This window comes from Pseudomonas sp. 203-8 (assembly GCF_020708595.1).
GTDB classification, from domain to species: Bacteria; Pseudomonadota; Gammaproteobacteria; order Pseudomonadales; family Pseudomonadaceae; genus Pseudomonas; species Pseudomonas aeruginosa.
The window spans coordinates 460,670-484,891 of sequence record NZ_JAJFDF010000001.1; the positions used below are offsets into that span (position 1 = coordinate 460,670).

Annotated in this window: 22 protein-coding genes; 1 reads left to right on the forward strand and 21 read right to left on the reverse strand. The window is 67.7% G+C overall.

Annotation, left to right across the window (positions count from 1 at the left end):
* Nucleotides 1-68 precede the first annotated feature (68 nt).
* The 15 genes from hutG to hutC all read right to left on the reverse strand — a co-directional run bounded on the left by hutG (nt 69) and on the right by hutC (nt 17,310).
* Nucleotides 69-869: an N-formylglutamate deformylase gene (gene hutG / locus LJF27_RS02050; RefSeq protein WP_003117997.1), complete on the reverse strand. Its 801-nt coding sequence runs from the start codon at nt 867-869 to the stop codon at nt 69-71.
* Entirely contained in the window at nt 862-2,070 is a 1,209-nt protein-coding gene (gene hutI / locus LJF27_RS02055) for an imidazolonepropionase (protein WP_003457622.1), read from the reverse strand. The genes hutG and hutI overlap by 8 nt, the downstream gene beginning before the upstream one ends.
* Nucleotides 2,067-3,599, reverse strand: coding sequence for an HAL/PAL/TAL family ammonia-lyase (locus LJF27_RS02060; protein WP_003101754.1), 1,533 nt, complete (start codon nt 3,597-3,599; stop codon nt 2,067-2,069). Before LJF27_RS02060 ends, hutI begins: the two co-directional genes overlap by 4 nt.
* On the reverse strand, nt 3,596-4,426 hold the full coding sequence (locus tag LJF27_RS02065; protein ID WP_003101756.1) for a quaternary amine ABC transporter ATP-binding protein: 831 nt from the start codon (nt 4,424-4,426) through the stop codon (nt 3,596-3,598). Before LJF27_RS02065 ends, LJF27_RS02060 begins: the two co-directional genes overlap by 4 nt.
* Entirely contained in the window at nt 4,423-5,274 is an 852-nt protein-coding gene (locus LJF27_RS02070; RefSeq protein ID WP_003095946.1) for an ABC transporter permease, read from the reverse strand. The genes LJF27_RS02065 and LJF27_RS02070 overlap by 4 nt, the downstream gene beginning before the upstream one ends.
* A 24-nt stretch (nt 5,275-5,298) precedes the next feature.
* A complete protein-coding gene (locus tag LJF27_RS02075) occupies nt 5,299-6,267 on the reverse strand; it encodes an ABC transporter substrate-binding protein (protein WP_023116803.1) in 969 nt (322 codons plus the stop codon).
* Nucleotides 6,268-6,384: 117 nt separating this feature from the next.
* Nucleotides 6,385-7,788, reverse strand: a complete 1,404-nt coding sequence (locus LJF27_RS02080) for an amino acid permease (RefSeq protein WP_003101758.1) — start codon at nt 7,786-7,788, stop codon at nt 6,385-6,387.
* Between the two features lie 62 nt (nt 7,789-7,850).
* Nucleotides 7,851-9,380 carry a histidine ammonia-lyase gene (gene hutH / locus LJF27_RS02085; RefSeq protein ID WP_023116804.1) on the reverse strand — a complete coding sequence of 510 codons (1,530 nt, stop codon included), beginning with the start codon at nt 9,378-9,380 and terminating at the stop codon, nt 7,851-7,853.
* 96 nt (nt 9,381-9,476) lie between these two features.
* Entirely contained in the window at nt 9,477-10,919 is a 1,443-nt protein-coding gene (locus LJF27_RS02090; protein ID WP_003123634.1) for a purine-cytosine permease family protein, read from the reverse strand.
* A 106-nt stretch (nt 10,920-11,025) separates the two neighbouring features.
* Nucleotides 11,026-12,705 (reverse strand): urocanate hydratase, encoded by a 1,680-nt coding sequence (hutU, locus tag LJF27_RS02095; protein ID WP_003095958.1) that lies wholly within the window; start codon nt 12,703-12,705, stop codon nt 11,026-11,028.
* Between the two features lie 325 nt (nt 12,706-13,030).
* The gene (locus LJF27_RS02100) at nt 13,031-13,828 is read right to left on the reverse strand and encodes a phosphate/phosphite/phosphonate ABC transporter substrate-binding protein (RefSeq protein WP_003101763.1); all 798 of its coding nucleotides are present in this window, start codon (nt 13,826-13,828) and stop codon (nt 13,031-13,033) included.
* An 18-nt stretch (nt 13,829-13,846) separates the two neighbouring features.
* Nucleotides 13,847-14,785, reverse strand: a complete 939-nt coding sequence (locus tag LJF27_RS02105; protein ID WP_015647888.1) for a fatty acid desaturase — start codon at nt 14,783-14,785, stop codon at nt 13,847-13,849.
* A 15-nt stretch (nt 14,786-14,800) separates the two neighbouring features.
* A complete protein-coding gene (locus LJF27_RS02110; RefSeq protein WP_023116805.1) occupies nt 14,801-15,823 on the reverse strand; it encodes an ABC transporter substrate-binding protein in 1,023 nt (340 codons plus the stop codon).
* A 141-nt stretch (nt 15,824-15,964) separates the two neighbouring features.
* Nucleotides 15,965-16,561: a HutD family protein gene (locus tag LJF27_RS02115; protein WP_023116806.1), complete on the reverse strand. Its 597-nt coding sequence runs from the start codon at nt 16,559-16,561 to the stop codon at nt 15,965-15,967.
* Nucleotides 16,558-17,310: a histidine utilization repressor gene (hutC, locus tag LJF27_RS02120; protein WP_003095970.1), complete on the reverse strand. Its 753-nt coding sequence runs from the start codon at nt 17,308-17,310 to the stop codon at nt 16,558-16,560. Before hutC ends, LJF27_RS02115 begins: the two co-directional genes overlap by 4 nt.
* 100 nt (nt 17,311-17,410) lie before the next feature.
* Between hutC and LJF27_RS02125 the strand changes: the two genes are divergently transcribed.
* A complete protein-coding gene (locus tag LJF27_RS02125) occupies nt 17,411-18,772 on the forward strand; it encodes a formimidoylglutamate deiminase (protein WP_023116807.1) in 1,362 nt (453 codons plus the stop codon).
* Nucleotides 18,773-18,914: 142 nt separating this feature from the next.
* On the opposite strand, the gene LJF27_RS02130 is transcribed toward LJF27_RS02125, so the two are convergent.
* The 6 genes from LJF27_RS02130 to estA form a co-directional block, all read right to left on the reverse strand.
* A complete protein-coding gene (locus LJF27_RS02130; protein WP_003141833.1) occupies nt 18,915-19,484 on the reverse strand; it encodes a lipocalin family protein in 570 nt (189 codons plus the stop codon).
* Nucleotides 19,481-19,738 (reverse strand): outer membrane protein assembly factor BamE domain-containing protein, encoded by a 258-nt coding sequence (bamE, locus tag LJF27_RS02135; protein ID WP_003095983.1) that lies wholly within the window; start codon nt 19,736-19,738, stop codon nt 19,481-19,483. Before bamE ends, LJF27_RS02130 begins: the two co-directional genes overlap by 4 nt.
* Before the next feature lie 72 nt (nt 19,739-19,810).
* Nucleotides 19,811-20,413, reverse strand: coding sequence for a DUF924 family protein (locus tag LJF27_RS02140; RefSeq protein ID WP_023116808.1), 603 nt, complete (start codon nt 20,411-20,413; stop codon nt 19,811-19,813).
* Nucleotides 20,414-20,417: 4 nt separating this feature from the next.
* Nucleotides 20,418-21,428 (reverse strand): class 1 fructose-bisphosphatase, encoded by a 1,011-nt coding sequence (locus LJF27_RS02145; protein ID WP_003095990.1) that lies wholly within the window; start codon nt 21,426-21,428, stop codon nt 20,418-20,420.
* Nucleotides 21,429-21,567: 139 nt separating this feature from the next.
* Complete coding sequence (gene gloA, locus LJF27_RS02150) at nt 21,568-22,098, reverse strand: lactoylglutathione lyase (protein ID WP_003101793.1); 531 nt, start codon at nt 22,096-22,098, stop codon at nt 21,568-21,570.
* Between the two features lie 156 nt (nt 22,099-22,254).
* The gene (gene estA, locus LJF27_RS02155; protein ID WP_023116809.1) at nt 22,255-24,195 is read right to left on the reverse strand and encodes an esterase EstA; all 1,941 of its coding nucleotides are present in this window, start codon (nt 24,193-24,195) and stop codon (nt 22,255-22,257) included.
* Nucleotides 24,196-24,222 lie beyond the last annotated feature (27 nt).

The window sequence follows — 24,222 nt, forward strand, 5'->3', positions numbered from 1 at the left end:
GACGCCCCACCCCATCCGCGGCATTCACGTCCGCCAGGACGGGCCAGGCGTCCGCCGCCTCGAGCGCCTCAGGCGTAGCGCTCGTGCCCCCAGGCGAGGAGGCTTTCCAGCAGTTCGCGGATGACCGCGCGGGTCGCTTCGGCGAGGTCCGCGCGGTAAGCGAACGGGGCCTGCTCGTCCATGTAGGTGCACTGCGCCAGCTCCAGCTGGACGGCATGGACGTGCTGCTCCGGCTGGCCGTAGTGGCGGGTGATGTGGCCGCCCTTGAAGCGCCCGTTGAGCACATGGCTGTAGCCTTCGGCGGCAGCGCAGACCGCCTCCAGGCGGGCCGCCAGCGCTGGATCGCAACTGGCGCCGGCGTTGGTGCCGAGATTGAAGTCGGGCAGTCGGCCGTCGAACAGGTGCGGCACGTGGGAACGGATCGAGTGGGCGTCCCAGAGCAGCGCGTAGCCGAACTCGGCCTTCAGCCGCGCCAGTTCCTCGGCGATGGTCCGGTGGTAAGGCGTCCACACTTCGGCCAGGTAGCGCATGCGTTCTTCGGCGGACGGCGCCATGCCTTCGCGGTAGAGCGGCCGGCCGTCGAACAGGGTGTCCGGATACAGGCCGGTAGTGGCGGTGCTGTACAGCGGCTTGTCGTCGGAAGGGCGGTTGAGATCGACTACATAGCGCGAATAGTGGGCAGCCAGGGTGCTGGCGCCCAGTTCCTCGGCGAAATCGTAGAGCCGGGGAATGTGCCAGTCGGTATCGGTCAGCGCCCGCGCCTCCTCCACCAGGCCGGCGTCCACCGCCGGGGTCAGGCGCGTGCCGGGGTGCGGCATGCTGATCAGTAGCGGCACGCGGCCGCGCTTGAAACTCAGGACTTCATCCACGGTATACCTCCTCGGCGTGGCGAATGACGCGTTTCGGCAGATCGCCGCCCAGCCAGTAGGCCAGCTCCGCCGGACGCTCGATGTCCCAGGCGACGAAGTCGGCCAGCTTGCCAACCTCCAGGCTGCCGTGGCTGGCTTCCAGCCCCAGCGCCCGGGCGGCGTGCAGGGTGACACCGGCCAGCGCCTCCTCCGGGGTCAGGCGGAACAGGGTACAGGCCATGTTCAGCATCAGGCGCAACGACAGCGCCGGCGAGGTGCCGGGATTGAGATCGCTGGCAATGGCCATGGCCACGCCGTGCCGGCGCAGGGCATCGATCGGCGGCAGCTGGGTCTCGCGCAGCAGGTAGAAGGCGCCCGGCAGCAGCACCGCGACGGTGCCCGCCTCGCCCATGGCGCGGGCGTCGTCCTCGGTCATGTACTCCAGGTGGTCGGCCGACAAAGCCCGGTAGCGCGCCGCCAGGCTGGAACCGTGCAGCGAGGATAGCTGCTCGGCGTGCAGCTTCACCGGCAGGCCCAGCTCGCGGGCGGCGATGAATACCCGCTCGACCTGCGCCGGGGAAAACGCCAGGTGCTCGCAGAAGGCGTCCACCGCGTCCACCAGTCCCTCTCCGGCCAGCGCGGGGAGCATCGTCGAGCAGATATGCTCGATGTAGTCGTCGGCGCGCCCGGCGTATTCCGGCGGTAGCGCATGGGCGGCCAGGCAGGTGCTGCGCACGGTCGCCGGCAGGCGTTCGCCGAGGCGGCGGATGACTCGTAGCATCTTGCGCTCGCTGGCCAGGTCGAGGCCGTAGCCGGACTTGATCTCCAGCGCCGTCACGCCGTCGCGCAGCAAGGGCTCCAGGCGCTTGCGCGCGCTGGCCAGCAATTCTTCCTCGCTGGCCTCGCGGGTGGCGCGTACGGTGCTGGCGATGCCGCCGCCGGCGGCGGCGATCTCGGCGTAGCTGACGCCCTCCAGGCGCTGCTCGAATTCGCCGCTGCGGTTGCCGCCGAACACCGCGTGGGTGTGGCAGTCGATCAACCCCGGGGTCAGCCAGGCGCCATCGAGGTCGATGCGTTCGGCGTAGTCGTCGGGCGGCAGTTCGGCGCGCGGGCCGATCCAGTGGATCAGCGGACCGTCGGTGACCAGGGCGGCGTCCTCGACGATCGAGTACTTGCCGCCCTTGAGGGTGGCGGCATGGCAATGCTGCCAGAGTCGTTTCATTGCAGGTCTCCTATGCTCGCGGCCAGCCGGGCGAGACTCTTCCGCTCGCCGAGGATGGCCGCCGCGCTGGCGATGTCGGGAGCCAGCCAGCGGTCGGTGTCGTACGCGGGCACGCGCTCGCGCAGGATGCCCCAGGCCGCCGCGGTGCCCTGGCCGAAGCGTTGCGGGGCGAGGAATTCGAAGGCCTGGGCGGCCAGCAGGTACTCGATGGCGAGGATCCGCCGGAGGTTCTCCAGGGCCCTGCCAAGCTTGAGCGCGGCACTGGTGCCGAGGCTCAGGTGGTCCTCCTGGAGCGCCGAGGTGACGAAGTTGTCGACCACCGCCGGCTGCGCCAGCTGGCGGTTCTCGCCAGCCAGGGAGGCGGCGACGTACTGGGTGATCATCATCCCCGAGTTGACTCCCGGCTTGCCCACCAGGAACGCCGGCAGGCCGCTGACCAGCGGGTTGACCAGGCGATCCAGGCGCCGCTCGGCGACCCCGCCCAGCTCGGCCACGGCGATCGCCAGCAGGTCGGCGGCCATCGCCACCGATTCGCCGTGGGGATTGGCCTGGGATACCACCCGGTAGGCTTCCGGCGTACCCAGCAGCAGCGGGTTGTCGGTGGCCGAGTTGAGTTCGGTCTCTATCTGCCGCGCCGCGTGGGCCAACTGGTCACGGCAGGCGCCATGGATCTGCGGTATCGAGCGGATGCTCAGGGCATCCTGGGTGCGGATGCCGCGGGCGTTCTCCAGTACCTGGCTGCCAGCCAGCAAGGCTCGCAGATTGGCGGCGACCCGCTGCATCCCGGGATGCGGCTTGAGCGCAACGATCTCGGCGTCGAACGCCGCCAGTTGGCCGCGCAGGGCCTCGAAGCTCATCGCCCCGATCACGTCGGCCCACTGCGCCAGGCGCTGCGCGTCGTCCAGGGCCAGGCAGGCGAGGCCGGTCATGCACGGCGTGCCGTTGACCAGGCAGAGCCCGTCCTTGGCTCCCAGGCGCACCGTCGCCAGGCCTTCCGCCGCCAACGCGGCGGCGGCCGGCACGACGCTGCCGCGGTAGCTGACCTCGCCGATGCCGAGCAGGGCGATGCCGACGTGCGCCATGTGGGTCAGGTAGCCCACCGAGCCCTGGGCCGGCACCTGCGGGGTAATGCCGTGGTTGAGCAGCGCCAGCAGTCCTTCCACCAGCGAACGGTCGAGCCCGGACTTGCCCTGGCTGTAGTTGGCGACGGCGGCACAGATGATCGCCCGGGTCTGTTCGTCGCGCAGCGGCTCGCCGACCCCGCAGGCATGGCTGAGCAAGGTGTTGCGCGACAGCTCGGCGAGCTGCTCGCCTTCCAGCAGGACGTCGCACAGCGCGCCGAGGCCGGTACTGATGCCGTAGGCACGCTCGCCGTTGGCGACGATACGGCAGACGATGGCGCGGGCGTTGTCGATCCGTGCCCAGGCCGCCGCCGACAGTTCCAGGCGCGCACCGTGCCGGGCCACCGCGACCAGTTCCTGCCAACGCAGCGGGCCGTCGCCGAACACGACGCTCGGTAGGTCGCTCATAGGTTCGCCACCCGCCGCTGGACGAAGCGGTCGACGTAGTCGTCGGCCGGCTGGTGGAGGATTTCCCGTGGCGTGCCGACCTGGATCAGTTGGCCGTCCTTGAGGATCGCGATGCGGTTGCCGATGCGTACCGCCTCGTCGAGGTCGTGGGTGATGAAGACGATGGTCTTGTGCAGGGTTTTCTGCAGTTCCAGCAACTGGTCCTGCATGTCCGCGCGGATCAACGGGTCGAGGGCGCTGAAGGCCTCGTCCATGAGAATGATCTCGGTGTCGGCGGCCAGCGCGCGGGCCAGGCCGACACGCTGGCGCATGCCGCCGGAAAGCTGGTGCGGATAGGACTTCTCGTAGCCCTTCAGGCCCACCGTGGCGATCCAGTGCAGGGCCCGCTCGTGGCACTGCGCCCGGCTTTCGCCGCGAACCTTCAGGCCGTAGGCGACATTGTCGAGCACGCTCTTGTGCGGCAGCAGGCCGAAACTCTGGAACACCATGCTGATCTTGCGCCGGCGGAATTGCCGGAGGGCTTCCATGTCGTAGCGCAGGATGTCCTCGCCATCCACCAGGATCTCGCCGCTGGTGGGGTCGATCAGGCGGTTGAAATGGCGCACCAGGGTCGACTTGCCGGAACCCGACAGGCCCATGATCACGAAGATCTCGCCAGCACCGATGGTCAGCGACAGGTCGTTGACGCCGACCACGCAGCCGGTCTGCGCCAGCACTTCGCCCTTGCTGCGTCCCTGGCGGATAAGGGCCAGCGCGGCATCGGCGCGCGGGCCGAAGATCTTGAACACGTTCTTCACTTCGATCTTGTTCATCTGCGCACCGCTCATTTGCTCGTCTCGTGCCGGGAACGGCCATAGGCCTGGGTGATGCGGTCGATCACCACCGCGAGGATGACGATCGCCAGGCCGGCTTCCAGGCCCTTGCCCACGTTCAGCGTCTGGATGCCCACCAGTACGTCTTCGCCGAGGCCGCGGGCGCCGATCATCGAAGCGATCACCACCATCGACAGGGCCATCATGGTGGTCTGGTTGATCCCCGCCATGATGCTCGGCAGGGCCAGCGGCAACTGCACGCCGAACAGCTGCTGCCAGCGGTTGGCGCCGAAGGCGTTGACCGCCTCCATCACCTCGCTGTCGACCTGGCGGATGCCCAGGTCGGTGAGGCGGATCAGCGGCGGCGCGGCATAGATCACGGTGGCGAAGATCGCCGGCACCTTGCCCAGGCCGAACAACATCAGCACCGGGATCAGGTACACGAAGCTGGGCATGGTCTGCATGATGTCCAGCAGCGGCATCAGCACCGCGCGCAGGCGGTTGCTGCGCGCGGCGAGGATGCCCAGGGGGATGCCGATCAGCACCGAGATGAAGGTCGCCACCAGCATTAGCGCGAGGGTCTGCATCAGCTTGTCCCAGAGGCCGACGGCGCCGACCAGGAACAGCAGGCCGGTGATCACCAGGGTCGGCAGCAGGCGCCGGGTGGCGTGCCAGGCGATCGCCGCGACGATCGCCAGCAACAGCCACCAGGGCGTGGCGCGGAGCAGCCCTTCGAGGTTGACGATGGCCCACAGCAGGGTGTCGGAGATCTTGCGGAACAGGTCGCCGTAGTTGGTCACCAGGGCGTCGACCCAAGCGTTGACCCAGTCGGCGATGGAAAATGTCAGGCGTTCGGGAAACATGGTCTGCTCTCGTCGGTCGTGGGTTCAGAGTGCCGCTTCGATCTTCTTCGCCGCGTCCTCGTCGACCCAGGCGTGCCAGACCTCGGGGTGCTCCTTGAGGAACTCGCGCGCCAGGCGCGCCGCATCGATCCGGTCCTTGGCCATCCGCGCCAGGTCGCTGTTCAGCAGCTCCGCCGGCAGGTTGACCTTCTCCAGCACCGCCACCAGCTCCGGCGCCTGGTCGTGGAAGGTCCGCGACAGGCCGACCTGGATCCTGATGCGCTTGTCGACGCCGGGCCTTTCCTCCAGGCGCACCAGGTCGGCGCGGCCCATCAGCGGCGTCGGCGACCAGTAGTAGAACAGGATAGGCTCGCCGCGCCGATAGCTCGACAGCACCGCCGCGTCCAGTGCCGGGCCGGTGCCCGGACGGAAATTGGTGAACGTCTCCTCCAGGCCGTAGCTTTTCAGCATCTCGCTGTTCTCCAGCTCGCAGGTCCAGCCGGCCGGGCAATTGTAGAAGCGCCCCTTGCCCGGCTCTTCCGGGTCGCGGAAGACCTCGGCGTACTGCGCCAGGTCGGCGATAGAGCGCAGCTTCGGCGCCTTCGCCTCGAGCTTGCGCTGCGGGTCGCCCTCGATCACGTAGCGCGGCACGTACCAGCCCTCCACCGCGCCGACGATGGGTTCGCCGACGCCGACCACCTTGCCGGCCGCGGCAGCCTTGTTCCAGGCGTCGCTGCGGCCGATCCACTCCTCGGCGAAGACCTGGATGTCATTGGTGCTCAGCGCCTGCTCCATGGTGATCGAGTTGCCCGGCAGGCTGTCGGTGGTACAGCCGTAGCCCTTGGCCAGGACGAACTGCATCAGCTCGGTGAGCAGGGTCCCGCTCTCCCAGTTCAGCCCGGCGAACTTCACCGCCTTGCCGGACTCGCACCAGCCTTCCGCCTGGGCGCCCGCCGCGGCGGCGAGCAGGCCGAGGGCACTGAGAACACTCAACATCGACTTCTTGTATCGCATGGTTCGACGCTCCAGATGCACGATTGGGAAAGGCAGTTGGAAAACCTGCGGGCCGCGCCCGGGGGAACGGCCTCGATCGTTGTTATTGGCCGGCGGCTCAGGCCGCCGTCGGTTCCGTCACAGCCCTCCCTGGGCCTGAAGCACGCCATGCGCGGCATCGCCCTTCGGCCTGACCCAGCGCCGGTAGGCGATCACCAGCAAGGCGATCCAGATAGCCCCGACCCACAGGGCCGGGCGGGTGTCCGGGAAATAGCCGAGCACCACGAAGATGAACAGCATGAAGACGATCGCCGCCGCCGGCGCGAATGGCCACAGCGGCACCGGGAACTTCAGCGCGGCGACCTGGCGTGGCCCCATGCGCCGGCGCATGCCGACCTGGGCCAGGAGGATCATCAGCCAGACCCACACGGTGGCGAAGGTGGCGATGGAAGCGATCAACAGGAATACGCTCTGCGGGATCAGGTAGTTCAGCGCCACGCCGAGCAGCAGGGCCACCGCCATCAGCAGCACGGTCATCCACGGCACGCCGTGCCGCGACACCCGCGAGAAGCCGACCGGCGCCTGGCCCTGGCGGGCCATGCCGTAGAGCATGCGACCGGCGCCGAAGATGTCGCTGTTGATCGCCGAAATCGCCGCGGTGATCACCACGACATTGAGGATCGCCGCGGCCGACTCGATCCCCAGGCCGTCGAAGATCTGCACGAAGGGACTGCCGTTGCTGCCGATCTGCTGCCAGGGGAAGATCGCCATCAGCACGAACAGGGTCAGCACGTAGAACAGCAGGATGCGCAGCGGCACCGCATTGATCGCCCGCGGGATCACCCGCTGCGGGTCCTGCGCCTCGCCGGCGGTGATGCCGATGATCTCGATGCCGCCGAAGGCGAATACCACCACCGACAGCGAGGCGACCAGCCCGGCCCAGCCGTTGGGCAGGAAGCCGCCGTGCTGCCACAGGTTGTGCACGCCGGTGGCGGACGTCGCCGCGCCGCCCAGGCTGAAGCCGAAGAACATGATGCCGAGCCCGGCGAGAATCATCGCGACGATGGCACCGACCTTGACCAGCGACAGCCAGAACTCCAGCTCGCCGAAGACCTTGACATGACAGAGGTTCAGCCCGCCGATGAACAGCACGATGGACAGTACCCAGATCCAGCGCGGCACGTCGGGAAACCAGAACCCCATGTAGATGCCGAACGCGGTGACATCGGCGAGGCAGACGATGATCATCTCGAAAGCGTAGGTCCAGCCGGTGACGAACCCGGCCAGGGGGCCGAGATAGCTGCTGGCGTAATGGCCGAACGAGCCGGACACCGGCTCGTGCACCGCCATCTCGCCGAGCGCGCGCATCACCATGTACACCGCCGCGCCGGCGATCAGGTAGGCCAGCAGCACCGCCGGCCCGGCCATCTGGATGGCCGATGCGGAACCGTAGAACAGGCCGGTGCCGATCGCCGACCCCAGTGCCATGAAACGAATATGACGGGCGTTCAGTCCGCGCCGAAGCCCCGTGTCGTGCGTCATCCCTCGGCTCTCCTGTTGTTGTTCTTGCTGGAGCGCCCCGGCCGAGCGGCCGGGGGCGGGTATCAAAGACTCGGCAACAGCCGGGCCGGCAGCAGCGCGTTCAGGCAACCGCTGGCGAGCAACTGGCTGGCTGCCTCGATGTCAGGGGCGAAGAAGCGATCCTCCTGGTAGTACGGCACCTTGTCGCGCAGCAGGCGGCGAGCCTGCTCCAGCTTCGGAGAACTCTTCAGGCCCTCGCGGAAGTCCAGGCCCTGGCAGGCACCCAGCCACTCCACGGCGAGAATCCCGCGGACGTTCTCGGCCATCGCCCAGAGCCGTTTGCCGGCGTTCGGCGCCATCGACACATGGTCTTCCTGGTTGGCCGAGGTCGGCAGGCTGTCGACGCTGGCCGGGTGGGCCAGGGCCTTGTTGTCGCTGGCCAGCGCGGCGGCGGTGACCTGGGCGATCATGAAGCCGGAGTTGACCCCGCCGTTGGCCACCAGGAACGGCGGCAACTGCGACATGTGCATGTCCATCATCAGCGAGATGCGCCGTTCCGACAGCGAACCGATCTCGGCCAACGCCAGGGCCAGGTTGTCGGCGGCCATCGCCACCGGTTCGGCGTGGAAGTTGCCGCCGGAGAGCACGTCGCCCTCGGCGGCGAATACCAGCGGGTTGTCGGACACCGCGTTGGCTTCGATCTCCAGCACCTCGGCGGCCTGGCGCATCTGGGTCAGGCAGGCGCCCATCACCTGCGGCTGGCAACGCAGCGAATAGGGGTCCTGGACCTTGTCGCACTTCTCATGGGAACGCGCCACCTCGCTGCTGGCGGTGAGCAGGTCGCGATAGGCCGCGGCCACGTCGATCTGCCCGCGCTGGCCGCGCGCGGCATGGATGCGCGCATCGAACGGCGCCCGCGAACCGAGCATGGCCTCGACGCTGAGCCCGCCGCAGACGGTGGCGGCGGCGAACAGGTCCTCGGCCTCGAACAACCCGCGCAGCGCGTAGGCGGTGGACACCTGGGTGCCATTGAGCAGGGCCAGGCCTTCCTTCGCCGCCAGGGTCAGCGGCTCCAGCCCGGCCACCGCCAGCGCTTCGGCGGCCGGCAGCCACTCACCGCGATGGCGCGCCCGGCTTTCGCCGATCAGCACCAGCGACATGTGCGCCAGCGGCGCCAGGTCGCCGGACGCACCCACCGAGCCTTTCAGCGGGATGTGCGGATAGACCTCGGCGTTGATCAGCGCGATCAGCGCGTCGATCACCTTGCGGCGGATGCCGGAGAACCCGCGCGCCAGGCTGTTCACCTTGAGCAGCATGACCAGCCGCACCATGGCGTCGTCCAGCGCCTCGCCGACGCCGGCGGCATGGGACAGGACGATGGAACGCTGGAGCTTCTCCAGGTCGGCCGGGGAAATCCGCGTCGAGGCCAGCAGGCCGAAGCCGGTGTTGATGCCGTAGGCGGTGCGGCCCTCGGCGATGATGTTCTCGACACAGGCGACGCTGGCGGCGATCGGCGCGTCGGCGCTGGGATCCAGGCTCAGGCGCACGGGGGCCAGGTAGGCTTGGCGCAGGTCGGCCAGGGTCAACTGGCCGGGTTTCAGATGCAGGCTCATCGAAGGCTCCTTGTTCGGTTCGGCGGGCTCGGCAGCGCCGTCCGCCGGCGGCGTTTCATGGGATTGAAGGCGGCCGCGCCGCCCTGGAAATTCGTCTCAGGCCCCGTGCGCGGGACGTTCGAAGGCGCCGGGATCGGCCGGCAGGATCATTCGCGCCGGGGCCTGGCGCGTGGCCTTGCGCCGCGCCACCAGGTAGTAGAGGACCGCCGGCACCAGCAAGCCGATGATCCAGGAGATATCCACGCCGCCGAGGTGCTCGACCATCGGTCCGGTGTACAGCGTGGTCGCCAGGAACGGCATCTGCACCAGCACGCCGAGGGTATAGACGGCGATTCCCGGCAGGTTCCAGCGACCGTAGCGGCCGTCGGGGTCGGCCAGCGCGGGCACGTCATAGCGCTCGCGGGTGATGAAGTAGTAGTCGACCAGGTTCACCGCGCTCCACGGGGTGAAGAAGGTCAGCAGGAACAGGATGAAGGACTTGAACGCAGCGAGGAACGAGTGCTGGCCGAGCAGCGCGATGAGCGTCGAGGCGCCGACGATCGCGAGGACGAAAAACAGGCGTTGCACGCGGGTGATCTCCAGTTGGCCGCGTACGCTGCTGATGATGGTCGCGATGCACATGAAGCTGCCGTAGGAGTTCAGCGTGGAAATGGTCACCTTGCCGAAGGCGATGCTGAAGTAGAGCAGCGCGGCGACGGTCCCGCTGCTGCCCAGGCCGACGATGTAGGCCACCTCGCGGCCGGCGAACTGGCCGTTGGCCAGGGCTGCGGAGAACACCCCGAGGACCATCGAGGCCTGGGCGCCGAGCACCGAGCCGAGGCCGACGGCGAGGAAGGTCTTCCACGACGAGGTGGACGCCGGCAGGTAGCGTGAATAGTCGGCCACGTAGGGGCCGAAGGCGATCTGCCAGGACGCCGCCAGCGACACCGCGAGGAGGAACGAGGCCCAGCTGAAATGGCGGATGGCGAGCAGGTCGCCGATGTCGCTGAGCAGCATCAGGCGGCTGAACAGGTAGGCGAAGGCGATGATGCCGAGGACGCTGGCGATCCGCCCGATGATGTGGATGACGCGATAGCCGAGCACCGTCACCAGGACGATGAAGGCGGCGAAGATGAAGATCCCGGCGCTGTCGCTGAGCCCGGTGAGCTGGCCGATGGCCTGGCCGGAAAGCACCGTGCCGGTGGCGGTGAAGCCCAGGTACATCAGGCACACCAGGGCGATCGGGATGCAGGCGCCGTAGACGCCGAACTGCACCCGGCTGGAAATCATCTGCGGCAGCCCCAGGCGCGGCCCCTGCGCGGCGTGCAGGGCCATCACCGCGCCGCCGAGGAGCTGGCCGATGAGCAGGCCGACCAGCGACCAGAACACGTCGCCGCCGAGGACCACGGCGAGGGCGCCGGTGACGATGGCGGTGATTTGTAGGTTAGCCCCCAGCCAGAGGGTGAACTGGCTGTAGAGGCGGCCGTGGCGCTCGTTCGCCGGGATGTAGTCGATCGAGCGCCGTTCGATCAGTGGCTTGCTGTCGCTGCCCTGGGTCATGCTGCTGTACTCCGCTGCGGCTCGCGCGCCGCCATTCTTGTTGTGGCCTGGTCGGGACAGTGGGCGACCGCCCCCACGCCCCGCCGGCGTGGAGGCGGTTTCCGAGTCAGCGCTGGGCGGTGATCATCGGCAGGTTCAGGCCCTGCTCCTTCGCGCAATCGATGGCGACCTGGTAGCCGGCGTCGGCGTGCCGCATCACCCCGGTCCCCGGGTCGTTGGTCAGCACGCGGGCGATGCGTTCGGCGGCCTCGTCGCTGCCGTCGCAGACGATCACCATCCCGGAGTGCTGGGAGAAGCCCATGCCCACGCCGCCGCCGTGGTGCAGCGAGACCCAGGTGGCGCCGCTGGCGGTATTCAGCAGGGCATTCAGCAGCGGCCAGTCGGACACCGCGTCGGAGCCGTCCTGCATGGCCTCGGTCTCGCGGTTGGGGCTGGCCACCGAGCCGGAGTCGAGGTGGTCGCGGCCGATGACGATCGGCGCGGACAGCTCGCCGCTGCGCACCATCTCGTTGAAGGCCAGGCCGAGCTTGGCGCGCAGCCCCAGGCCAACCCAGCAGATGCGCGCCGGCAGGCCCTGGAAGCTGATGCGCTCGCGGGCCATGTCCAGCCAACGGTGCAGGTGGGCATCGTCGGGGATCAGTTGCTTGACCTTGGCGTCGGTCTTGTAGATGTCCTGCGGGTCGCCCGACAGCGCGGCCCAGCGGAACGGACCGATGCCGCGACAGAACAGCGGGCGGATGTAGGCCGGGACGAAGCCGGGGAAATCGAAGGCATTGGCCACCCCCTCTTCCTTGGCCATCTGGCGGATATTGTTGCCATAGTCGAAGGTCGGCACGCCCTGCTGCTGGAACGCCAGCATGGCCCGCACGTGTACCGCCATGGACTGCTTGGCGGCCTTGACCACGGCGGCCGGGTCGGTCTGCGCGCGGTCGCGGTACTCTTCCCAGCTCCAGCCGGCCGGCAGGTAGCCGTTGAGTGGATCGTGGGCGCTGGTCTGGTCGGTGACCATGTCCGGGCGTACGCCGCGGCGAACCAGTTCCGGAAGGATCTCGGCGGCATTGCCCAGCAGGGCGATGGAGATGGCCTTGCCTTCGGCGGTGTAGCGCTGGATCCGCGCCAGGGCGTCGTCCAGGTCCTTGGCCTGCTCGTCGACGTAGCGACTGCGCAGGCGGAAGTCGATGCGGCTCTGCTGGCACTCGATGTTCAGCGAACAGGCGCCGGCCAGGGTCGCCGCCAGCGGCTGGGCGCCGCCCATGCCGCCAAGGCCGGCGGTAAGCACCCAGCGGCCCTTGAGATTGCCGTCGTAATGCTGGCGGCCAGCCTCGACGAAGGTTTCGTAGGTGCCCTGGACGATGCCCTGGCTGCCGATGTAGATCCACGAACCGGCGGTCATCTGGCCGTACATCGCCAGGCCCTTGGCGTCCAGTTCGTTGAAGTGTTCCCAGGTCGCCCAGTGCGGCACCAGGTTGGAGTTGGCGATCAGCACCCGCGGCGCGTTGGCGTGGGTCTTGAACACGCCGACCGGCTTGCCGGACTGTACCAGCAGGGTCTCGTCGTCGTTCAGTTGCTTGAGGGTCTCGACGATCCTGTCGTAGCACTCCCAGTTGCGCGCGGCACGGCCGATGCCGCCGTAAACCACCAGTTCCCTGGGGTTCTCCGCGACCTCCGGGTCGAGGTTGTTCATCAGCATGCGCAGCGGCGCTTCGGTCAGCCAGCTCTTGGCGGTCAGCGTAGTGCCGCGCGGGGCGCGGATTTCAATATCGCGGAATTTGCTCGGGGTGGTCACGGCAGGCTCCTGGGCGTGGCGTTCAACGGGCGGCGACCGGCGAGGGTGCGCCTGAATTCGGGGACGAAGCAGAGGTCGGGCTGGGTCTACCGAACACATCTATGCTTGTACATACAAGTATAAGCAAAGGAAGGGCCAATTCTGCCGCCACGCCCTCCGGCGATATCTCCACATTCCCGTGAATTTCATTCAACCCGTTGATTTTTCTGTAGTTAAGAATTAGCGAAGGTAGCCTCTCCCCCGGGAGAAGGAGCCTGCCGGAACGGCCCTGGGTGCACGTGATCGAAGCGTGCGCGCACCGGTTTGGGGCCTTCGGTAACACCGTTCAGCGCAATTGCGGGTAACCCCAGCCCTGCGCCTGACGCTCGTAGTCGAGGAGAATCCGGTAATGCTCCTCGCCGGCCGGGAGGAAGCTTTTCAGCGCCAGTGTCGCGGCCAGGTGCGGGCACTCGATCAGCGTCAGGTTCAGCGCTTCGAACAGCTCGCGGCGTTGCGCCGCACTCCAGTGCAGCGAGGTGATCAGCGGCAAGGCCGGGCTCGGCGCGCTGCGCCCGAGCACGCGCAGGCCGTCCAGGCGCTCCGGTGCGTGGCGTTGCAGGTAGCCGAAGGTCACTGCATCCACCGAGGTCAGCTCGACCTCACCCGCGGCCACCATCGCCAGGCTGCGCAGGTGGCCGCCGCTGATGTGCACCTCGGCGAAGAACGCCGAGTCTCGCCCCAGCGGCGCCAGCGCATGGCGCAGCAGGTTCATGCCGCTGTTGGAGTCGTGGTCGTTGAGCGCCAGGCGGGTATTGCGGAAGTCGCCGAGGCGCTGGCGCGCCTGTCCTTCGGCGGCGACGAACAGGCTGCAATGCTCGCCGGGAGCACAATCGGGCAAGTCGTAGCTGGGCACCGCGAGCACCGCCACCTGGCCGCGCAACTGGGTCATCAGCGGATAGCCGCAGGTCTGCGCGAACAACAGGTTAGGCTGTCGCCACTGCACCGCCAGATCGGTGGCGGCCGACGCGTAACGGCGCACGCCCAGGCGCCGGCAGACCTCGCCGATGAAGGTTGCGCCGGCCTGCCTGACGCAGTCCGGCTCGACATACATGTCCAGCGCCGCCACCACCAGGGTATCGATCATGCTCTCGTCCGCCTGCCTTCAATGCTCGGGATGCACCGGCGCATCCACTGGCCGCCAACCGTGGCGCCGCCATAGACGACCATAGCCGGGCAGGTGGAAATCGCCACTGCGTCGCCGGTAGGCACGGCGGCTTGCGCTATACACGCGCGGCAGCAGGTACCAGGGCAGGCCCGGCAGATCGTGGTGGACCAGATGCAAGTTGTTGTTGAGGAACAGCAGCCGCCACGGCCACCCCGCCTCGACCAGCACGCTGCGCTGCGCCGGCTCGCGGGCCGGACGGTGCTCGTAGAAAGAGCGCAGCATGCTCAGGCCGAGGGCCGGATAGGCCACCGCCGGCAGGTACAGCCAGGGCGGGATGCCCGCCCAGCGCCAAAGCCCGGCCAGCAACCCGCCCAGCAGCACGGCATGCAGGCCCCACAGGCGCCAGGCGGCACCCTCTCCCCGGCGCAACCGCGAACCTTCCAGGCGCGCCATCGCCGCCAGGGCCAGCAGCGGGCCGAGGGTGGCGCGACCGAGCAGGGTCTTGTCCAGGCAGAGCCAGCGCCGCCGCCAGGAGCCCAGGCGCGGCCACTCGGACAGACTGACGTAGCGACTCTCGGGGTCCAGCCCCGGGTAGGTCAGTTGCTCGTCGAGGTGGTGCCGCAAGTGGCTGTCACGGTACAGCGGATAGGGATACCAGACGGCCAGTGGCAGGTAGCCGAGCATGGCGTTGAACCTCGGCCAGCGGGTCGGGTGGCCATGGATCAGCTCATGCTGCAACGACATGTAGAGGGAGGCGAACGGCACCAGTCCCGCCAGCACCGGCCAACCCCAGCGCTCATACTGGCTGGCGAGCAGTGCCCAACCGCCGTACAGGCAGGCGATCAGCAGCCAGGTCGGCCATTCGCTGCGCGCCTGGAAGGTATCCTGGAGCCGCCGCACCAGGGTGCGCTGACGCCCGCTCAGGTAGTGCGCCATGAAGGCTGGCGAGGCTTACTTCAGGGAGGTATCGAGGCGCGCGGCGACTTCGGCCGGCACCCAGTGGCTCCAGATTTCGCGATGCTGGCGAAGAAACTGCGCACGCACCTCGCCGACCTCGCGATGATTCTGCGCCATGTCGGCGAGCAGCTCGTTGAACAGCGGCAAGGGGATCTCGACCTTGCGGAACAGCTCGACCAACGCCGGCGCCTTGTCATGGAAATCGCGGGAAACACCAATGGTGATCTTCGCCGGCAACGAGCGGGAACCGATGGGGTCGGGGTTCTTCGGATCGGACAGGGTGGCCCAGGCCTTCTCGCTGAACGGCGGCTCTTCCAGTTGCACCAGCTTGAAACGGCCCATCAACGGAGTCGGCGACCAATAGTAGAAAAGCACCGGCTCGCCGCGCCGGAAGGCCGCACTGATCGCCGTATCCAGCGCCGGGCCGGTGCCGGTGCGGAAGTTCGTGTAGCTGTCCTGCAACCTGTAGGCCTTGAGCTTCTGGCTGTTGACGATCTCGCAGGTCCAGCCGGTCGGGCAGTTGTAGAAACGCCCCTTGGCGGGCTCCTCGGGATCGCGGAACAGCGCCTTGTAGCGCGGCAGGTCGGCGACCGACCTCAACTCCGGCGCCTTCGCCTCGATGCCTCGTTGCGGGTCGCCCTTGACCAGGTACTCCGGCACCCACCAGCCCTCGGTGGCGCCCTTCACCGTCTCGCCGACGGAGAACACCTCGCCCGCCTCCTCCGCCGCGCGCCACACCGGGCTACGCCCGGCCCATTGCTCCCCGGTGACCTGGATATCGTTCTGGCGCAGGGCGTTTTCCATGGTCACGGTATTGCCCGGCAGCGCGTCGGTCTCGCAGCCGTAGCCTTTTTCCAGTACGTAGCGCAACAGGTCGGTGGTGAACATGCCGCTTTCCCAGTTCAGCCCGGCGAACACCACTTTGCCCGGGTACGGGCATTCCGCCGCGACGGCGGTCTGGCTGGCGAGGCTGGCGCCCAGGGCGAGGACGGCGAGGATCTGGCGAAGCGGGGGCATGCGGGTCTCCCGGTTGGAGTCGGACGGCATGCGGAACTATATAGGCATTAAAAATATTGGATTAATAACGTTTGATTCTTTGGATAGACAAAAGCGCCTACCCTTTCGGTGTAGACGCTTTTTCCTGGCGGCGCCGGCGAATCACAGCGAATCGAGTTCCACCGCACAGACCCACGCCGGCTCGTGGGCCGTCAGGCGCCAATGCTGCAAGCCCTGCAGCCCCTCGGCGCACAGGCAGTCGTGGGCAGCCAGTTGCCCGCGAGGTTGCCCTTGCAAGGAAATCGCTACCCCGTCCTGCTGGGCGAACAGCAGCAGCGTGCTCGCCGTGCCGTGCCAGTCCAGCTCGCCCTCGACCCGCAGCCATTGCAGGCGCGCGCGATGGCGCTGGGGCGCATAGATCAGGTTGAAGTCGCGGATAGCTCCATCGAGCAGGGTGCAGTGCACCTCGCTGTCGCCGGAAAAGGCGAAGGCCTGCCGCGCGCGTAGCGGCGCGGATTCCGCGCCATCCACCCGCAGGCGCATGCCGCCGCCCTCCAGCACGCTGATGATCCGCTGGTAACCGGCGAAGCGGGAGAAGCCGCCGGACTCGCCGACATCGGCGATCGACAGGCGCCAGCCGAAGCCGTCCAGGCCGTCGCCGCCGTCGCCGTCGCGGGCGATCTCCTCGGTGGAGCCGGCGCCGTTCTTCCACGGCATTCTCGAGTAGTCGACGGCGCGCAGGATGCGGAGTTCGCTCATGAGCTGAAACGTCCTTCCAGACGGTGGCGGGAACCCGGGTGCAGCAGCCGCGCGGCGGTCACCGCGACACGCCCGGACCATGTGCGGCGGCGGATCAGCAGGCACGGCTCGCCGCGTTCGATCTGCAACAGCTTGCACTCGGCCGGCTCGGCGAGGATCGCCTCGACCACATGCTCGCCCTCGGTGAGCGGCGCCACCTGGGTCAGGTAGGCATAGGGCGTTTGCCGGGTGAAATCCTGCTTGAGGTAGTCCGGCGCCACCGCGGCGTTCACGTAGCGGTCCTCGATCTGCACCGGGATATCGTTCTCGTAGTGCACGATCAGCGAGTGGAACACCCGCTGGCCTTCGCGCACGTCCAGTGCCAGGGCGCGCTCGGGGCCGGCGACCTCCTCGCCGAGGGTGATCACCTGGCAACGATGGCGATGCCCGCGGGCCGCGATCTCGTCGGCGATATTGTGCACCTCGAACAGTGCCGACTGGCCCTTGGGCTCGGCGACGAAGGTACCGACCCCCTGCATGCGCACCAGCAGGCCGTCGCTGGTCAGTTCGCGCAGGGCGCGATTGATGGTCATGCGACTGAAGCCGAGCTGGCTGACCAGTTCGCTCTCGGAGGGCACCCGGTGGTGCGGCGGCCAGGCGCCCGACTGGATCTGGCTGACGATCATCTGCTTGACCCGCGCGTAGAGCGGCGCCGGTACCTCGCCGAGTTGCGAGGCCAGCGGGGAACGATCGGAAGAAGAGGACGTCACGGAGAGACTCCTTGTCGAGGCGTCGATGAAGTGAGTTTACGCACCGCTTAATCGTCTGTATATGTATATACAAATAAAACAGACTGCGTGTGAGCTGATTATGTCCGCAATTTTCGCTGAACGTGCGTTGCTGCCGGAAGGCTGGGCGCGAAATGTCCGTTTCGAGATTTCCGCGGACGGAGTCCTCGCCGAGATTCGTCCCGACGCCAACGCCGACGGCGCCGAACGCCTCGGCGGCGCCGTGCTGCCGGGGATGCCCAACCTCCATTCGCACGCGTTCCAGCGCGCCATGGCCGGGCTCGCCGAAGTCGCCGGCAATCCCAACGACAGTTTCTGGACCTGGCGCGAGCTGATGTACCGGATGGTCGCTCGGCTGTCGCCGGAACAGATCGAGGTCATCGCCCGCCAGCTCTATATCGAGATGCTCAAGGCCGGCTACACGGCGGTGGCGGAATTCCACTACGTCCATCACGACCTCGACGGCCGCTCCTACGCCGACCCCGCCGAACTTTCCCTGCGCATCTCCCGCGCCGCCAGCGCCGCCGGCATCGGCCTGACCCTGCTTCCCGTGCTTTACAGCCACGCAGGCTTCGGCGGCCAGCCGGCCAGCGAGGGCCAGCGGCGCTTCATCAATGGCAGCGAGGCCTACCTGGAACTGCTCCAGCGCCTGCGCGCGCCGCTGGACGCGGCAGGCCACTCCCTGGGCCTGTGCTTCCACTCCCTGCGCGCGGTGACTCCGCAGCAGATCGCCACGGTCCTCGCCGCCGGCCACGACGACCTGCCGGTCCACATCCATATCGCCGAACAGCAGAAGGAAGTCGACGACTGCCTGGCCTGGAGCGGACGCCGGCCGTTGCAATGGCTGTACGAGAACGTCGCGGTCGACCAGCGCTGGTGCCTGGTCCATGCGACCCACGCCGACCCCGGCGAGGTGGCGGCGATGGCGCGTAGCGGCGCGGTGGCCGGCCTGTGCCTGAGCACCGAGGCCAACCTCGGCGACGGCATCTTCCCGGCGACGGACTTCCTCGCCCAGGGCGGGCGCCTGGGCATCGGCTCGGACAGCCACGTCTCGCTCAGCGTGGTCGAGGAACTCCGCTGGCTGGAATACGGCCAGCGCCTGCGCGACCGGAAACGCAACCGGCTGTACCGCAACGACCAGCCGATGATCGGCCGCACGCTCTACGACGCTGCGCTGGCTGGCGGCGCTCAGGCCCTTGGGCAGCCGATCGGTAGCCTCGCCGTTGGCCGCCGCGCCGACCTGCTGGTGCTCGACGGCAACGACCCCTACCTGGCCAGCGCCGAGGGCGACGCCCTGCTCAACCGCTGGCTGTTCGCCGGCGGCGACCGCCAGGTGCGCGACGTGATGGTGGCCGGCAGATGGGTGGTGCGCGACGGCCGGCATGCCGGGGAAGAACGCAGCGCCCGGGCATTCGTCCAGGTGCTGGGGGAACTGCTCGACTGACCCTGCGCAGCGGCGGACAACCGCGTTGCGCTTATCCGCCCGACTCGTTCGAGCCGTCGGGCGCTAAACGCCGATACTTCCCACGCCAGCCGCCAGGCGTGAACGGCGCTGGAAAGAAAAAACGCCCCGGCGGGGCGTTCCTTCACTGGCTCCGCTTCAACTGGCCGTCGGGTACCCGCCAGATCAGCTCGTCCACCGCGTAACCGCGGCTGCGCGCTTCTTCCAGCAGACGCTCGCGGGTCTGCTGCGAAACCTGCGGGGTACGCGACAGCAGCCACAGGTATTCACGGTTCGGATTGCCCACCAGCGCGGTGCGGTAGTCGTCGTCCACCGCCAGCACCCAATAGTCGCCGCGCGCCACGTTGGGGAAGAGATTGGCGAACCAGTTGTCGAAGCGCACCCACAACTTGTCGGTGCGGCCCGGCTGCTGGGCGACCGCCCGCCCCTCCACCTGCTCCCACTCGCCATCCCGGGTCAGGCAGCGGTTGATCACCTGGATGCTCTGGTCTTCCTGCAAGCGGTAATGCGCCTCCGATTGCGCGCAGTTGCGCTGGAAGAACATCGGCAAGCGCGCCAGTTCGTACCAGGTGCCCTGGTAGCGCTGGAGGTCGACCTGCTCGGTGGCCGGCGGATTCTTCGGCGAGCCCGCGCAACCGACCAGCAGCAAGCCCAGCCACAGGGTGCAGAGCACCCGGATCGGCAGACCGATCACTTGAGCCCCTGGCCGGAGAAGAGCAGCGCCTTGTCGGCCGCGTACTGCACGCTGATGAAAGCCTTCTCGTCGCCCCAGGTGCAGCTGGACATGCCCAGCGCGCCGGAGCACTCGGTCGGCTTGCCGAGGATCGCCTCGACCTCGGCCTTGCTCATGCCGGCCTTGAGCTTGGAATAGTTTTCCTGGTTGATCTTGCTGCAGGCAGCCAGGACGACGCAGAAAGCGACCACGGCCAGGGTACGGAACGACGCCATGAGGAACTCCTTGTTCGGGGGAAGCGCTGCCCTACAGCTTGGCATACGCGGGGGAAATCCGAAGCCTTGGAGTCAGAAACGCGAACCGGGTTCCCTGAGGAACGCCGTCTCCTCCTCGCTGGAAGGGCGGCCGAGAATGGCGTTGCGATGGGGGAAGCGGCCGAAACGGGCGACTACCGCATGATGCCGCTCGGCATAGTCGTAGAAGTCATCAAAGGGCTGGCGCGCACTGCCGCCGACCTGATCGCGCAGGTCGCGGAAGCAGGCTACCGCCCGCTCCTGGCTGGGCAGGTCCTCGGCGTGCTCCAGGACCAGGTAGGCGAACACCCGGCGCACCGGCGGCAACTGGCGGTCGAAGCCTTTTTCCAGGCCCTCGCGCACCACCCGTTGCGCCCGGGCGTCGCCGGCGTAGGCACGCGGCGTGTCGCGGTAGATCATCCGCGGCAACTGGTCGAGCAACAGGATCAGCGCCAGCCAGCCATCGGCCTCGGCCGTCCACTCCTGCAAGCCGCCGTCCAGCGCCTGGTTCACCAGGTCGCCGAAACGGCCGCCGGCGTCGGCGTCCTGGCAGACGTTCTTGCCGAACCACAGGCCGTTGCGCTGGGCAACCACCTCGGCGACATCGCTGGAGGTGCCGAACCACCAGTCGAGCAAGGTCTCCCAGGGCGCGCTCATCGGCCTACTCCGCGTGGTAGCCGGTGATGCGCTCGACTTCCTGCTTCGAGCCGAGGAACACCGCGACACGCTGGTGCAGGTTCTCCGGCTTGATGTCGAGGATGCGCTGGGTGCCGTTGGTGGCGGCGCCGCCGGCCTGCTCGATGATGAACGACATCGGGTTGGCTTCGTACATCAGGCGCAGCTTGCCGGGCTTCTCCGGCTCGCGGGCGTCGCGCGGGTACATGAAGACGCCGCCACGGGTCAGGATGCGGTGGACGTCGGCGACCATCGAGGCGATCCAGCGCATGTTGTAGTTCTTGCCCAGCGGGCCTTCCTTGCCGGCCAGCAGTTCTTCCACGTAGCGTTTCACCGGCGCTTCCCAGTGGCGCTGGTTGGACATGTTGATGGCGAACTCGGCGGTGCTTTCCGGCACGCTGATGTTGTCGTGGGTGAGGACGAAGCTGCCCAGCTCGCGATCCAGGGTGAAGCCCTTGACGCCATTGCCGAGGGTCAGCATCAGCATGGTCTGCGGGCCGTAGATGGCGTAGCCGGCGGCGACCTGGGTGGTGCCCGGCTGGAGGAAGGCTTCCTCGCGCAGGGTATCGTTCTGGTTCAGGTACTCGTTGGGGCAGCGCAGCACCGAGAAGATGGTGCCGACCGAGACGTTGACGTCGATGTTGCTGGAGCCGTCCAGCGGGTCGAAGACCAACAGGTAGGCGCCTTTCGGATAGCGCCCCGGAATCTGGTAGGGGTGGTCCATCTCCTCGGAGGCCATGCCGGCCAGGTTGCCGGCCCATTCGTTGGCTTCCAGCAGGATCTCGTTGGACATCACGTCCAGCTTCTTCTGCACCTCGCCCTGCACGTTCTCGGTGCCCATGCTGCCGAGCACGCCGCCCAGCGCGCCCTTAGACACCGCATGGCTGATTTCCTTGCAGGCACGCGCCACGACCTCGATGAGGAAGCGCAGGTCGGCCGGGGTGTTGTGGCTGCGGGTCTGCTCGATCAGATAGCGGCTCAGGGTAACGCGGGACATGGATGGCTCCGGAGAGAGGAAAAAACCCGCGCAGTTTAACGCGGAATTGGCGGTCACGCTTGACTCCGCGCAACCGCCGGTTGGAGATCGGCGGCGGCGGCGCGGTTCATTTCCGCGGCGCGCAACCGATCGACGGTCGTCAGCCGCGCCCCATCTCGCCGTTCAGGCTGGCCTGGACGATTTCCACCCAGTAGCCGTCGGGATCGCTGATGAAGGCCACGTTCTTCATGCCTCGGTCCAACGGCTTGACGAAGTTCACCCCGAGCGTTTCGAAACGCTCGCAAGCCGCCACCAGGTCGGGCACCGAGAAACAGATATGGCCGAACCCGCGCGGGTCCTGGTTGCCGTTGTGGTACTGGCTGTCGTCGCTCTCGCTGCCCCAGTTGTGGGTCAGCTCGAGGACCGACTGGCGCCCGAAGGTATATCGCTGGCGCTCGTCGACCGCATCAGGCACTTCTTCGCCACGGGTCATGGCGAGGAAATACAGGGAGAAGCGGCCTTCCTCGAAATCCAGGCGACGCAGCAGGCGCATGCCGAGCACCCGCGAGTAGAAGTCGAGCGAGCGCTTCGGATCCTTGACCCGCAACATGGTGTGGTTGAACACGTATTCCTGGGTGATGGCGTCCGGCTCCATGCAGATGCCGGGCTGTACTTCGGTGTTGAAACTCATCGGGCGATTCCCTCGAACGAAACGGATCGGCAGTGTATGGCGGTCGACCGGGCGGCGAGTAACAGCGGGGTACTACTCTCTTGATGCCGGCGCGCGCCGTTCGTTCCGTCGGCGAGAAACGCGACCGGCGCCGCCCGGGCGCCGGTCGCCGCTACCTCAGAAGTCCAGGCTCAGCGCCAGGCTGACGCTCTGCTGGGTATCGTCCTCGCCCTTGCGCCAGTTGTAGCCGCCGCGCAGCGACAGCTCCGGTGCCAGTTTCTGGCTGAAGCCGAGGGAGACGCGGTTGAGGTGGTCCTGCGGGGTGTAGCCTTCGAGGGTAAAGCGATTGCCCGGCAGGCTGTTGAGGGACATGGTCAGGTCCTGGGTGTCGTCCTCGTACTCGCGTTCGTGGGCGTACTCGGCGAACAGCTGGGTATCGCTGCCGAACGCGTACTTGCCTTGCAGGCCGGCGCCCAGGCGCTTCGAGCTGCGCTTCTGGTCGTCGTAGTCGAGCGCGGTGGCGCTGGCGCCCTTCTCGGAATAGCCGTCGACCTCGACCCGTGCATAGTCGGCGCTGACGAACGGCGACAGGTGCCAGGGACTGTCGGCCTGCTGGGCGATGTCGTAGCCCAGGCGCACGCTGAACGCCCACAGGTGGCCGTTGGTGTCGCCTTTCTCGCTGCGCTCGCCGCCGCCCAGGGCGAACTTGCGCTTCAGGTCGTCGTAGTCGAGGTAGCCGCCGGTCAACGCCGCGTCGGCCCACCAGCGGTTTTCCTGGTACTGCACGAAGGCGCTGGCCATGTAGCTGTTCATTCGGTAGTCGGAATCCTTGGCGCCGGCTTCCAGCTTCTGCCGGTAGAAACCGGCGGCGACCCCGGCGCGCCAGGCCTCGTCGATGCGGTAGCTGCCGCCAAGGGTCAGGTTGTAGCCATTGCCGTCGCCGCTGGCGGCGCTGTCCTGGGAGTCGAAGTCCAGGCGCTGGCCACCGCCGCCGACGAAGCCGCGCCACTGGCCGACGTTCTGCCAGTTCTCCCAGTCCGCCTGCCACTGGCTGCGCAGTTCGTCCTGGTAGGCACGCAGGGTGCCGTGGGCCATTTCCGGCAGCAGGGTCAACTCCCAGGGCGCCGACAGCAGCGAATAGGTGTAGTCGGCGATCAGGCGCTGGCCGGTGATGGTCGGGTGCACGCTGTCATTGAACAGCAGTTTGCTCGGGTCGGGCGTGCTGCCGTTGATCCCATAGGTCGGGTTCATGGTGCAGCCGTTGCCGCTGAAACAGGTGCCGATCAGGTTCTGGTCGGCGGCCAGGCCGAAGGAAGCCGGGTTGGCCATGCCTTCCTTGAGCAGCAGCGGGATGTTCAACGGAATGACGTTGGCGCCGGCCTGGCTCAACTGGGCGGTCAGCTCGGCGTTGAACGTGCCGCTGAGTTGGCTGGCGAAAGGCTGCAAGGGACCACCGAAGGTAGCCGGGGTCAGGCCCAGGTCGGGCAACAGCCAGACCACGATGTAGCGCGCGCCGGCCTGCTGCAGGGCCTGCACGCTATCCACCAGGCGACCGGCGGCCTGTTGTGCCTGGACGTCGTTGAGGATGCGCCCCTGGAGGAAGTCGTTGCCGCCGCCGGTGATGTAGTACAACGCGTTCGGATCGGCACCCAGGCCCTGGCGGGCACGGTCCACCAGGTAGCCATCGCGGCTGCGCAGGAGGGTATTGTCGCGCTCGATCAGCGAGCCGTTGGCCGCGGTGATCGAGTCGTAGATCTGGTCGGTCCGGTAGCCGCCCACCGCCCAGTTGTTGCCGTCGGCGATGCCCTGCTGGGCGTTGACCGGCGAGGTCGAGGCAGCCAGGTCGCCCGGGGCGATGCCGAGCTGATTGCCGAGCAGCATGGGCGCGGTCGGTCCGAAGATCTCGCCGCTGCCGTTCTGGTAGGTCGGGCCGACCCGGTTGGTGAAACGCGAGGTGCTTCCGGCGGGGCCGGCAGGATCGGGGAACTGCCCGGCATCGCTGAGGCTGTCGCCGAACACCACCAGCGTCGAATAGGGCGAAGGAGCAGCCTGCGGGGCGGTGGACAGCGAAGCCAGCAGGCAGGCCGCTACCAGTGGCTTGAGCGCCATTCTGATCATTCTCTTACTCCGTGATTTGTTTTTATT